The sequence below is a fragment of the Ursidibacter sp. B-7004-1 genome, from assembly GCF_053654055.1.
The window spans coordinates 31,394-43,985 of sequence record NZ_JBSIUP010000004.1 but is presented as its reverse complement, the minus strand read 5'-3'; the positions used below and the strand labels follow the sequence as shown (position 1 = coordinate 43,985).

Below are 12,592 nucleotides of genomic sequence, written 5' to 3'. Positions count from 1 at the left end.
GATGTGATAAAAAGTAGAATTAAAGATGATCTACTCTTTCTTTTAAATCTTTCCCAGCTTTAAAATGTGGGACATATTTAGATAATAATTTAACACTTTCTCCTGTTTTAGGATTTCTTCCTGTTCTAGATTGGCGAAAGTGTAGAGAAAAACTACCAAATCCTCTTATTTCAATACGCTCTCCCTGTTCTAAGGTTCGCATTATTTGTTCTAAAATTTCTTTTACGCTATCTTCAACCGATTTAATGGGTAATTTAGGATTTTTAGCGGTTAAAATCTCAATTAATTCAGATTTAGTCATATTTTCTCCTTAAATGTAGGAAGCGGATATGCTTACATATCCGCTTTTATAAAGAGAGCTAATTACTCACCTTTAGCTGCTTTAAACGCTTCAGCCATTGCATTTGGAATAGCTTCTTCTTGTTTATTTACTTGTGCTAATGCTGCTGACTCTTCAGCTTCATCTTTTGCACGAACAGATAAATTCACAATACGAGCTTTACGATCAACACCTGTATATTTAGCTTCTAGTTCATCGCCAACGCTGATTACTGATGTGATGTCTTCAACACGATCACGAGTTGCTTCTGCAGCACGAACATAACCTTCAACACCATCAGCTAATTCAACTTTAGCACCTTTAGCATCAACTTCTACTACTTTACCTTTAACGATAGCACCTTTTTTCGTGCCTTCAACAAAGTTAGTGAATGGATCAGAATCTAACTGTTTGATACCTAAAGAGATACGCTCTTTCACAGCATCTACTTGTAATACAACAGCTTCTACTTCATCACCTTTTTTGTAGTTACGAACAGCTTCTTCACCTGAAACATTCCAAGAAATGTCAGATAAATGTACTAAACCGTCAATACCACCTTCTAATCCGATAAAGATACCGAAATCAGTGATTGATTTGATTTTACCTTTAACTTTATCGTTTTTGTTGTGAGTTTCAGCAAAGTGTTCCCAAGGGTTAGCTTTACATTGTTTTAAGCCTAAAGAAATACGACGACGTTCTTCATCTACTTCTAATACCATAACTTCAACAACATCACCAACATTTACAACTTTAGATGGGTGGATATTTTTGTTTGTCCAATCCATTTCTGAAACGTGAACTAAACCTTCAACACCATCTAAAATTTCAACGAAACAGCCGTAGTCAGTTAAGTTAGTTACTTTACCTGTTAATTTGCTGTTTACTGGGTGATTTTGTGCAATAGCAGCCCAAGGATCTTGACCTAATTGTTTTAAGCCTAAAGATACGCGAGTTTTGTCTTTGTCAAATTTTAATACTTTAACAGTAACTTCATCACCTACATTAACCACTTCGCTTGGGTGTTTAACACGTTTCCAAGCCATATCGGTGATGTGAAGTAAACCATCTACGCCGCCTAAATCAACAAATGCACCGTAGTCAGTTAAGTTTTTAACTGTACCTTTAACTTCAGAACCTTCAACTAAGTTTGCTAATACTTCTTCGCGATCTTGGCTACTTGTAGATTCGATTACTGCACGACGAGAAACAACAACGTTGTTACGTTTTTGATCTAATTTGATTACTTTAAACTCTAAAGTTTGACCTTCAAGGTTTAGTGAATCACGTACTGGACGTGTATCAACTAATGAACCTGGTAAGAATGCACGAACACCGTTTAACTCAACAGTGAAGCCACCTTTTACTTTACCGTTTACTAAACCAACTACAGTTGCTTGTTCTTCGAATGCTTTTTCTAACGCAGCCCAAGACTCGTTACGTTTAGCTTTTTCACGAGAAAGTTTAGTCTCACCGAAACCGTCTTCTACCGCATCAAGAGCAACGTCAATAACATCGCCAACTTGAACTTCAAGTTCGCCTTGTGCATTGAAAAACTCTTCAGCAGGAATTGCTGATTCTGATTTTAAACCAGCATCTACAAGTACATAGCCTTTTTGGATAGCAACTACAGTACCTTTAACAATAGCACCTAAACGAGTTTCTTGACCTTTTAGTGATTCTTCAAATAGTTGAGCAAAAGATTCAGTCATAATTTAATCTTCTTTAATAAAATAAAACGTCCATTTATATCCATTTAAATGGGGTTGATAATAAAAACCTAATCATCCGTTACTAGGCAAACTATTCTAAATATGTTTTTCAACATAAGATAATGCTTGCTGAATTACTTCATCAATAGAAAGAGATGTAGAATCCAAAACAAGTGCATCTTTAGCTGGAATTAAAGGCGCAACTTCACGATTTCGATCACGAAAATCACGCTCTTTTATCTCGGCTAAAATCTCGTCAAAGTTAGCATTAAATCCCTTTTCTTGCAACTGTTTTACACGTCTTTTTGTACGTTCTTCCGCACTAGCATCTAAAAATAGCTTAACTTGAGCCTCAGGGAAGACAATTGTCCCCATATCTCTACCATCAGCAACCAATCCTTTTGATGTACTAAAATCACGCTGTCTTTGTAATAAGGCTTCACGAACTAAGGGATAAACTGCAATTTTAGAGGCATTCTGTCCCGCTTCTGCAGTACGAATTTGATCGCCAACATTTTCACCATCTAAAACAACGTGAATTTCCCCATTTGAAGGAATAAATTGAACATTAAGATTACGCCCTAACTCTGCAAGTTGTTTTTCGTTTGCAAAATCTATTCCTGATTTTTTTGCAGCCAATGCTAAGATGCGATAAATTGCACCAGAATCTAAAAAATCAAACTTTAACTTTTCTGCTAATGCGTGGCATAAGGTACCTTTACCTGCACCACTTGGGCCATCAACAGTAATTACAATATTTTTATTCATCTTTTTTCCTATATTTCAGGGAATTCACCGATAACAACATTCAATTCCATCAGTTTTCCTTGACGAGAAATGAGAACTTTTACATCAGTCCCCGGTTTAATATCAGCAAGAGCTTCCATCATTTGTGATGGTGTTTCAGCTTCAATGTCAGCAATTTTTAATACAATATCACCTTCAAGAATGCCACCTTTATCGGCAGGTCCATTCTCTGTCACACTTGTAATTAAAACGCCTTTTTCACCCAAACCTAATTGTTTAGCAGAATAAAATAGCGAGCTACTTACTCCGAAGTACCCACGAATGACTCGTCCATCTTTAATAATCTTTTCCATTACTTTATTCGCTAAACTGATAGGAATAGCAAAATTAAGCCCTTCAGCTAATTCATCACTGTTCTTACCAAAACTTAATGTATTAATACCAATCAATTCCCCAGCACTATTTACCAAAGCACCACCTGAATTTCCTTTATTGATGGACGCATCTGTTTGTAAGAAATTTTGTCTTCCACCTTCGGAAAGAGCATTTCGCCCTGTGGCACTAATGATACCTTGAGTAATACTCTGCCCTAGATTTAATGGATTACCAATTGCTAAAACAACATCCCCTACTTGGACTACCCGTTCTTTATTTTGAGGAATTGTGGGTAGATTTTCAGCTTGAATTTTCAGTACAGCAAGATCGGTTAATGTATCTGAACCAACTAGAATAGCGTTCGCAATTACACCTGACTGCAATGCGACAATAATCTGATCGGCATTTTGAATAACGTGTTTATTTGTCAATATATAGCCCGATTTAGTCATAATGACGCCAGAGCCTAAATTATTGACTTGTAACTGATTATATTGTGTTGTATCGATAGATTGATTATAAACATTCACAACAGCTGGTGATGCTAATTTAACCGCATTATGATAGCTTACAATATCTTGATTGAAAAACTTGCTTGAATAGGTATTAACGGCAGGAGCAACATATAGAATTAACCCTGCACAAAAAAGACCAAATCCAACCGCTTGTAATACTTTCTTTAACATCATCAATACTTTAATGGAAGTAAAAAGACGCTAAATGCGTCTTTTTTATAAATTTATAAAGATTTTGCTAATTTTTTTAGATAATCTTTAAATGCTTGTCCAAATTTATCGTGATTTAAACTATATTCTACGAAAGCTTCCATATAGCCCAGTTTATCACCACAATCAAATGTTTTACCTGTCATATGGAATGCTTCCACATCTTGTTGTTCAATTAACATATCAATTGCATCTGTTAATTGAATTTCATCACCCACACCAATCGGTGTTTTAGCAAGAAGATCCCAAATTTCTGCAGAAAATACATAACGCCCTACAACAGCGAAATTAGACGGAGCATCTTCTACCGCAGGCTTTTCGATAATATTGACAATTTTAGCCGTACCCGCTGGCTGTAGTTCTGCACCTTGACAATCCACTACACCATAGCTACTAACATCTTCTTTCGCCACTGGAGCAACCATAATTTGGCTATTTCCAGTCTCTTTAAATCGAGCAATCATTGCAGATAAGTTTTCAGATTTCTGATCTGCTGTAAAATCTGCTAATAACACATCAGGTAAAACAACTGCAAATGGCTCATTTCCTACTAATGCTCGTCCACATAACACTGCGTGTCCTAAGCCTTTTGCTTGCCCTTGGCGAACGTGCATAATAGTAACATCTTTAGGTAAAATAGAACGAACTTCATCTAATAACTGACGTTTAACACGTTTCTCAAGCATTGTTTCTAATTCAAATGATGTATCAAAATGGTTTTCGATAGCATTTTTAGATGAATGAGTAACAAGGACAATCTCTTTAATTCCTGCAGCAACACATTCATTAACGATATATTGAATCAATGGTTTATCTGCAATTGTCAGCATCTCTTTTGGAATTGCTTTAGTTGCTGGAAGCATTCGAGTACCTAGCCCTGCAACAGGAATAATCACTTTCATTGGAAATCCTTATAATAAAAAATAATCAACCGCCTACCAACGCAAGCGGTTTCATTGTTAAAAAATTTTGTAACTATTGACGAAGTAATGCTAATACTTCATCTGTTTTTTGCTGCATTAATGCTTTATCACCTTTTGTTTCAAGATTTAAGCGAACAACTGGTTCAGTGTTTGAACTTCTTAAATTAAAACGCCAGTTTTCAAATTCTACACTAATTCCATCTAATGTTTCGACTGATTTGGCATTTTCTTTATAAGCATTTAATACACGTTCAATCGCAACTTTCGCATCTGCTAATTTACTGTTGATTTCACCTGGTGATGGATATTTATCTAAGCGTTCGCCGACTAATTCACTTAAAGTTTTTCCTGTGGTACAAAGTAATTCTAAGGTTAATAGCCAAGGAATCATACCACTATCACAATAGAAGAAATCGCGGAAATAGTGGTGAGCACTCATCTCTCCACCATAAATAGCATCAACTTCACGCATTTTCTCTTTAATAAATGAGTGACCTGATTTAGACATTACAGCTTCACCACCACTTTCTTTTACAAGCTCTTCCGTATTCCAAATTAGGCGTGGGTCATAAATAATCTTAGCTCCTGGATTTTTTTGTAAGAATGCTTGAGAAAGCAACCCAACTACATAGTAGCCTTCAATAAAGCCCGCTTTTTCATCAAATAAGAAACAGCGGTCAAAATCACCATCAAAAGCCACCCCCATATCCGCTTTATTCGCTAAGACTGCATCAATAGAGTCTTGGCGATTTTCGTGTAAAATCGGGTTAGGAATACCATTTGGGAAGTTACCATCTGGGTTATTGTGTACTTTGATAAATTTAACAGGAACATTATTTGCTTTAAATTGAGCTTCAATCGCATCAATAACCTTACCTGCAGCACCATTGCCTGAATTGATAACCAATGTCTTCGGTGTGAGTTTTTTGATATCAATATAAGACAGTAAATGTTCTACATATTCACCTAAAACGCTTTTTTGTGTATAAGTACCACGTTGAGTTACTGGGGGGAAATTATTTTCTTCTGCAAGACGTTGAATATCTGCTAAGCCACTTTCGGCACTAATCGGACGAGAACCAGCACGAACCAATTTCATTCCATTATAATCCATTGGGTTATGGCTTGCTGTTACTTCAATTCCACCATCTGCTTTTAGATATGATGTGGCAAAATAAACTTCTTCTGTACCTGTTTGTCCTAAATCAATGACATCAACACCTGAGTCTAATAGACCGTTTGTTACGGCACTTTTAAGCTCATTACTGGTTAAACGAACATCACCACCTACAACAATATTCTTTGGTTTTAAAAATTGACCAAATGCACGACCAATACGATAAGCGATATCAACATTTAGTTCAGTGCCTAATTGCCCTCGAATGTCATAGGCTTTAAAGCAAGTTAATTTTTCCATAATGATTTCCTTATATGAAAATATGAGTTTTATATAATACGTTATTTCGTATCTTCGGCAGTTTCTTCTGCTAATGCTTTGATCCGCTGATAGATTTCTTCACGATGAACAGAAATCTCTTTAGGAGCTTTGACTCCTAATTTAACTTGACTACCGCGAACACTTAATACAGTGATTTCAACATCATCACCAATTAATAAACTTTCTCCTATTTTACGCGTTAAGATCAGCATAACTATCTCCTTTTAATTTGTATTAGCAAGGTAATTTTATTTACCTTGCATTTTTTATTATTAAAGTTTTGCTTGAATCCAGTCTGTTGCAAGAGTTAAGGCATTATTGATATGTTCAGGTTGGCTACCACCAGCCATAGCCATATCTGCTCTACCGCCCCCTTTACCACCAACTTCTTTTGCCATTAAACCAACTAATTCACCCGCATTGATTTTTGAAGTTAAATTGCTAGTTACTCCGACAATTAAATTCACCTTGCCTTCAGAATGTGTTGCAAATGCAACAACAGCTGAACCTAATTGATTTTTCAAATCATCAACCATTGTTCTTAATGCTTTGGCATCTACATTTTCGAGTTGTTGAACCAAAACATTTACGCCATTGATCTGTTGAGCTTGTTTGGCTAATTCTCCACCTGCTTGAGATGCCAGTTTTTCTTTTAACTGTTGTAGCTCTTTTTCAACTTTCTTACTTTTCTCTTGTAATTGTTGAATTTTCTCTACTAAAGTATGGCTATCTGCTTTTAACAATTCACTACTTTGGTTCAAAATATGTTGTTGCTGATGTAATAAATCAATCGCATTTTCGCCTGTAACCGCTTCTACACGACGAACACCAGCGGCAACTGCACCTTCAGAGATAAACTTAAATAAGCCAATATCCCCGGTCTGTTTAACGTGTGTACCACCGCAAAGCTCAATGGAAAATTCGCCCATATCAACCACTCGGACTTTATCGCCATATTTTTCACCAAATAATGCCATCGCACCTTTTTGTTTTGCAGAATCTAAGTCCATTACTTGTGTGGTTACTGCATTATTTTCACGAATTTTACGGTTAATAATACGCTCAATTTCTTCTAAATCTGCTTTCGCAATAGCTTCAGGTTGAGAGAAGTCAAAACGTAATGTATTTTCTGAAACCAAAGAGCCTTTTTGTGCAACGTGATCACCTAACACTTGGCGTAATGCAGAATGTAATAAGTGAGTTGCACTGTGGTTTAAGGTAATAGCGTGCCGACGTGTCGTATCTACTTGTGCGAAAACTTTATCGCCAACGGATAATGAACCTGAGCTTAATTGACCAATATGTCCAAATACCTGTCCATATTTCTGTGTATCTTTAACATCAAAATTGCAAGTTTCTGATGAAATCTGACCGCTATCACCAACTTGCCCACCCGATTCACCATAAAATGCGGTTTGATCTAAAATAATTACTGCATTCTCACCAGAATCAATACGCTCTACGGATTTACCATTACTGAACAAGCCAACCACTGTCGCTTCTGTTTCTGTAACATCATAGCCTTTAAAAACAGTGGAACCATCGACTTTAATCACATTATTATAGTCTGTACCAAAATTGCTACTTGCTTGTGCTCTTGCTCTTTGAGCTTGCATTTCACGCTCGAAACCTGCTTCATCAATAGTAATATCACGTTCACGACACACATCAGCGGTTAAATCCAATGGAAAACCATAGGTATCATAAAGTTTGAAGGCAACTTCGCCTGAAAGTTGGTTGTTTTCTACTTTTGCTAAAGCATCTTCTAGCAGTGTTAAACCTCGCTCTAAAGTACGAGCAAACTGCTCTTCTTCTGCTTTTAAGGCTTTCTCAATATGTGCTTGTTTTTGCGTAATAATCTCACCTGCTTGACCCATCGCTTTTGCTAAAGTAGGTACTAATTTATAAAAGAAAGCAGATTTTGCACCTAAAATATTACCGTGTCGCACTGCTCGACGAATAATACGGCGAAGTACATAACCACGACCTTCATTTGATGGCACAACACCATCAGCAATTAAATACGCACAAGAACGGATATGATCTGCAATAACACGCAATGATTTGTTATCTAAATCTTGTACATTTAACAAGTTGGCGATTTCTTTAATAAGTGTTTGGAAAATGTCAATTTCATAGTTTGAATTAACGTGTTGCAACACCGCACTAATACGCTCTAAGCCCATACCTGTATCAACAGACGGTTTTGGTAATTTCTCCATTGTGCCGTCAGCTTGACGGTTAAATTGCATAAATACCACATTCCAAATTTCGATATAGCGGTCGCCATCTTCTTCAGCAGACCCTGGTGGGCCGCCCCAAATATGATCACCGTGGTCATAGAAAATTTCAGTACAAGGCCCACAAGGACCTGTATCGCCCATTTGCCAAAAGTTATCCGATGCATAAGGTGCACCTTTGTTATCGCCAATTCGCACAATACGCTCAGCAGGTACACCGATTTCTTTATTCCAAATGTCGTATGCTTCATCATCGGTTTCATATACGGTTACCCATAATTTTTCTTTTGGTAAACCAAGCCATTGTGGTGATGTTAAATATTCCCAAGCAAATGCAATCGCATCTTGTTTAAAATAATCACCAAAGCTAAAGTTGCCTAGCATTTCAAAGAAAGTATGATGACGAGCGGTATAACCTACATTCTCTAAATCATTATGTTTACCACCTGCACGAACACAACGTTGTGAGCTAGTCGCACGGCTATAACTACGTTTATCTAAACCTAGAAATACATCTTTAAACTGGTTCATTCCAGCATTGGTGAATAGTAACGTTGGATCGTTTTCGGGAACAAGCGAACTGCTTGGTACAATAGTATGTCCTTTACTTTGGAAAAATTCTAAGAAGGATTGTCTAATCTCTGAAGTCGTTTTCATTTCAATACTCTAAATATATAAAAAATTGTATAAAATTCTGTTTCTAAACAGTAACCTGCCTATTCTACACATTTTTTTAGATACTGTGCTAGGTTATCGACATATAAGTAAAAAATTTATCAAAACTAACCGCTTATAACGAATATAAGCGGTTAAATATTATTACTCACTTGCTAAAGGTACAACTAACATATCTACGGATACATTATTCATCACCTGACGAGTTGAAGACATAAATTTACTCCAAAAATCTTGGTGATGTCCCGTAACAAGTAGATCAACATTATATTTTTCTACGGCATCTTCCAATACCTGACTGAAATCTCCACTACCATTTAGACGCTCTGTTACTGGATATTCGACTTTGTGTGCCAATTCTTCTAAGGCTTTAAGTGTTTCTTCTGATACAGAATCTTGTACTGATGACATATTGATATCAATTAAGCCTGTGTAAAGGTCTGAAAAATTCACGTCCACGTGAATTAATGACAGTTTAGCACCACATTTCTCTGCGAGTTTTGCACCTTTACGAAGTAATACAAGACTTTCTTCAGAAAGATCAACGGCAACCAAAATATGTTTGTACATAATAAGCTCCTTGCTGTATGACATTTAACTATGCTGAATACTATCATACTCTTATAGTTTAAAATTTGAAGCAGATCGCAAATTTGAAAAATCATTTAGAAAAAATTAAGAAGTTAAAATAATATGGTGGGCTGAAGCCCACACTACTCTACTATGCAGTAACACTGACTTTCTCAAATTCGTCAAAAAAAGTAGGGAAAGTTTTAGCAGTACATTTTGGATCTAAAATGGTAACTGGTGTATTGGATAATGCGATCAATGCAAAACACATTGCCATTCTATGATCATTATAAGTTTCAATCTCTGCGTGTTTAAAATCCGCTAACGTAAGAGGTTGAATGCGAATAAAATCTTCGCCTTCTTCCACTTCTGCACCTACTTTGCGTAATTCTGTTGCCATCGCTGTTAGACGATCTGTTTCTTTAACTCGCCAGTTATAAATATTACGAATAACGGTTTCCCCTTGAGCGAATAATGCTGTAGTTGCGATTGTCATTGCAGCATCGGGAATGTGGTTCATATCCATATCAATGCCCTTTAACTCACCCTGTTCAGCTTGAATAAAATCATCGCCCCAAGTGATTTTCGCCCCCATTTTTTCCAGTACATCTGCAAACAAGCGGTCGCCTTGAATTGAATTTTTACCAATGCCTGTTACTTTCACCTTGCCTTTAATAGCCCCAGCAGCTAAAAAATAAGATGCTGAAGAAGCATCGCCTTCCACTAAATATTGCTGTGGGGAATGATATTTTTGCTGACCTTTGACTGAAAATAATTGATAGTTTTGATGAGACACTGTCACGCCAAAATCACGCATCATCGCTAAAGTAATATCAATATAAGGTTTTGAAACCAGATCACCAATAATCTCAATCGTCATATCATTTTCAGCTAAAGGTGCAGCCATTAGCAATGCTGTTAAAAATTGCGATGAAATTGAACCATCTATTTTAACATAATTGCCTTTTAACCCCGTATTACGAATAGCAATCGGCGGATATCCTTCATTTTCTAAATAAGTGATATTTGCCCCAAGCTGACGTAACGCATCAACTAGGTGCAAAATTGGACGCTCTTTCATTCTTGGCTCGCCTGTTAAAATTACTTCACTTTCAGTGTTTCCTTTTAAACAGAGTGCTGCGGTTAATGGACGCATTGCAGTGCCCGCATTACCTAAAAATAACGCTAACCCACTTTGCCACTCAAATGCACCGCCAACACCTGTTACTTCACAGACCGTTTTATCATCTGAAAGTTGGTAATTTACACCAAGTTGTTTTAACGCATTGAGCATATGACGAATGTCATCACTATCTAATAAATTAGTGACTTTTGTTGTGCCTTCTGCAAGGGCTGCTAATAATAAGGCTCGATTAGATAAACTTTTTGAACCAGGTAAATTGATTTCACCTTCCACCCGACTAATTGGGTTTAATGTTAATGTTTGCATAGAAATTCCGAGTGATAAATTGATTTGGTAAGCGGTAAGATTAGTACAAAATTTTGCAAAACAGAATGAAAATCTTACCGCTTGCTAATTAGTTTAATACGTTGAGAAGAGCATTAAAGAAACGATCATTCTCTTCAGGTAAACCAATACTAATACGCAAATGGTTTGGCATTCCATACCCAGCGATAGGACGAACAATAACACCTTGATGAAGAAGTTTCTCATAAATAGGGGCTGCTGGCTGTTTCAGATCAACGGTAATAAAATTACCTTTAGAGCGAATATATTCCAAACCATTTTGTTGGAAAAATTGTTCATAGCGAGCCATTTCAATACGGTTATTCTCCGCTACTTGTGTCACAAACGCATCATCTTGCATTACCGCAATCGCTGCTGCTAACGCTAAACTATTACAGTTAAACGGTTGGCGAACACGATTGAATAAATCTGCAATTTCATTGTTTGAGACTGCATAGCCAATGCGTAGCCCTGCTAAACCATAAGCCTTAGATAAAGTGCGACAAATTACTAAATTTGAATGTTGTTGTAAAAGTTTGAATGAATCTACCCGCTCATCTGGGTGTGTAAATTCTGTGTAGGCTTCATCAAGCACAACGATCACATTCTCAGGAACTTTTGCTAAAAATTCAGCAATTTGTTGATGCGTTAAAAATGTCCCCGTAGGATTATTAGGGTTCGCAACATAAATCAATTTTGTTTTAGGCGTAATAGCCGCAATAAAGGCATCTAAATCGTGTCCATAATCTTTAGCCGAGATCACAATTGATTTTGCGTTGATCGCTTGAGAAACTAATGGATAAACAATAAAGGCATACTGTGAAAAGATAATTTCATCTTGTTCTGTCGCAAAGGTATGTGCGATTAACTCTAAGAGATCATTTGACCCATTTCCTAAGGTAATTTGATTTAATGCAACACCGAATTTTTTTGCAATAACTTCTTTAAGGTAATAGCCGTTTGCATCAGGATAGCGAGTTAAATCCGCTAATTGTGCTTGAATTGCCTGCTTGGCACTTTCTGGGAAACCAAATGGGTTTTCGTTTGAGGCTAATTTAATAATATTAGAAATACCAAGTTCACGTTCTAGTTCTTCAATTGGTTTTCCTGCTTGATATGGAGATAAATTTTTAACGCCTTCATTAGCGATCTTGATAAATTGCATATAATGTCCTTAATATGAAAATTATTGATTTTAACTATTATATAACAAAATATTGCTATATTAAGCAATGGCTCTAGATATATTCTATTAAATTATTACACTAATATTCCAAGTCTTACCAACTCATTAAAATTTATGCAAAAATTCATAAAAACTCACCGCTTGCAAATTTACAAATTACGCTAACATCTGTATAATCCGCCCGCAATTTTTCCAGTTTAATTTTAAAATTTCT

Annotated in this window: 11 protein-coding genes; all 11 read right to left on the bottom strand. The window is 36.4% G+C overall.

All coding sequences use genetic code 11. The features are described from left to right. Positions 1–19 precede the first annotated feature (19 nt). Positions 20–301, bottom strand: a complete 282-nt coding sequence (locus ACWIW0_RS02265) for an integration host factor subunit beta (RefSeq protein ID WP_454446074.1) — start codon at positions 299–301, stop codon at positions 20–22. Positions 302–363: 62 nt separating this feature from the next. Continuing rightward, positions 364–2,031 carry a 30S ribosomal protein S1 gene (gene rpsA / locus ACWIW0_RS02260; protein WP_454446075.1) on the bottom strand — a complete coding sequence of 556 codons (1,668 nt, stop codon included), beginning with the start codon at positions 2,029–2,031 and terminating at the stop codon, positions 364–366. A 96-nt stretch (positions 2,032–2,127) separates the two neighbouring features. Beyond that, positions 2,128–2,799 (bottom strand): (d)CMP kinase, encoded by a 672-nt coding sequence (gene cmk, locus ACWIW0_RS02255; RefSeq protein ID WP_454446076.1) that lies wholly within the window; start codon positions 2,797–2,799, stop codon positions 2,128–2,130. An 8-nt stretch (positions 2,800–2,807) separates the two neighbouring features. Further along, on the bottom strand, positions 2,808–3,839 hold the full coding sequence (gene degS / locus ACWIW0_RS02250; protein ID WP_454446088.1) for an outer membrane-stress sensor serine endopeptidase DegS: 1,032 nt from the start codon (positions 3,837–3,839) through the stop codon (positions 2,808–2,810). A 53-nt stretch (positions 3,840–3,892) separates the two neighbouring features. After that, positions 3,893–4,780 carry a UTP--glucose-1-phosphate uridylyltransferase GalU gene (galU, locus tag ACWIW0_RS02245; RefSeq protein WP_454452033.1) on the bottom strand — a complete coding sequence of 296 codons (888 nt, stop codon included), beginning with the start codon at positions 4,778–4,780 and terminating at the stop codon, positions 3,893–3,895. A 73-nt stretch (positions 4,781–4,853) separates the two neighbouring features. Beyond that, a complete protein-coding gene (locus ACWIW0_RS02240; protein WP_454452032.1) occupies positions 4,854–6,218 on the bottom strand; it encodes a phosphomannomutase CpsG in 1,365 nt (454 codons plus the stop codon). 41 nt (positions 6,219–6,259) lie between these two features. Beyond that, positions 6,260–6,451, bottom strand: coding sequence for a carbon storage regulator CsrA (gene csrA / locus ACWIW0_RS02235; protein WP_157394809.1), 192 nt, complete (start codon positions 6,449–6,451; stop codon positions 6,260–6,262). A gap of 60 nt (positions 6,452–6,511) precedes the next feature. Beyond that, positions 6,512–9,136, bottom strand: coding sequence for an alanine--tRNA ligase (gene alaS, locus ACWIW0_RS02230; RefSeq protein ID WP_454452031.1), 2,625 nt, complete (start codon positions 9,134–9,136; stop codon positions 6,512–6,514). Positions 9,137–9,298: 162 nt separating this feature from the next. Further along, positions 9,299–9,724 (bottom strand): universal stress protein UspA, encoded by a 426-nt coding sequence (uspA, locus tag ACWIW0_RS02225; protein WP_157394807.1) that lies wholly within the window; start codon positions 9,722–9,724, stop codon positions 9,299–9,301. Between the two features lie 151 nt (positions 9,725–9,875). Continuing rightward, positions 9,876–11,174, bottom strand: a complete 1,299-nt coding sequence (aroA, locus tag ACWIW0_RS02220) for a 3-phosphoshikimate 1-carboxyvinyltransferase (RefSeq protein WP_454452030.1) — start codon at positions 11,172–11,174, stop codon at positions 9,876–9,878. Positions 11,175–11,262: 88 nt separating this feature from the next. Then, the gene (gene hisC / locus ACWIW0_RS02215; RefSeq protein WP_454452029.1) at positions 11,263–12,357 is read right to left on the bottom strand and encodes a histidinol-phosphate transaminase; all 1,095 of its coding nucleotides are present in this window, start codon (positions 12,355–12,357) and stop codon (positions 11,263–11,265) included. Positions 12,358–12,592 lie beyond the last annotated feature (235 nt).

What these genes read in the sequence shown, in the direction of transcription:
- degS (WP_454446088.1), bottom strand. Translation starts at nt 3,839, where the DNA reads ATGTTAAAGAAAGTATTACAAGCGGTTGGATTTGGTCTTTTTTGTGCA.
- ACWIW0_RS02265 (WP_454446074.1), bottom strand. Translation starts at nt 301, where the DNA reads ATGACTAAATCTGAATTAATTGAGATTTTAACCGCTAAAAATCCTAAA.
- aroA (WP_454452030.1), bottom strand. Translation starts at nt 11,174, where the DNA reads ATGCAAACATTAACATTAAACCCAATTAGTCGGGTGGAAGGTGAAATC.
- csrA (WP_157394809.1), bottom strand. Translation starts at nt 6,451, where the DNA reads ATGCTGATCTTAACGCGTAAAATAGGAGAAAGTTTATTAATTGGTGAT.
- galU (WP_454452033.1), bottom strand. Translation starts at nt 4,780, where the DNA reads ATGAAAGTGATTATTCCTGTTGCAGGGCTAGGTACTCGAATGCTTCCA.
- cmk (WP_454446076.1), bottom strand. Translation starts at nt 2,799, where the DNA reads ATGAATAAAAATATTGTAATTACTGTTGATGGCCCAAGTGGTGCAGGT.
- ACWIW0_RS02240 (WP_454452032.1), bottom strand. Translation starts at nt 6,218, where the DNA reads ATGGAAAAATTAACTTGCTTTAAAGCCTATGACATTCGAGGGCAATTA.
- hisC (WP_454452029.1), bottom strand. Translation starts at nt 12,357, where the DNA reads ATGCAATTTATCAAGATCGCTAATGAAGGCGTTAAAAATTTATCTCCA.
- rpsA (WP_454446075.1), bottom strand. Translation starts at nt 2,031, where the DNA reads ATGACTGAATCTTTTGCTCAACTATTTGAAGAATCACTAAAAGGTCAA.
- uspA (WP_157394807.1), bottom strand. Translation starts at nt 9,724, where the DNA reads ATGTACAAACATATTTTGGTTGCCGTTGATCTTTCTGAAGAAAGTCTT.
- alaS (WP_454452031.1), bottom strand. Translation starts at nt 9,136, where the DNA reads ATGAAAACGACTTCAGAGATTAGACAATCCTTCTTAGAATTTTTCCAA.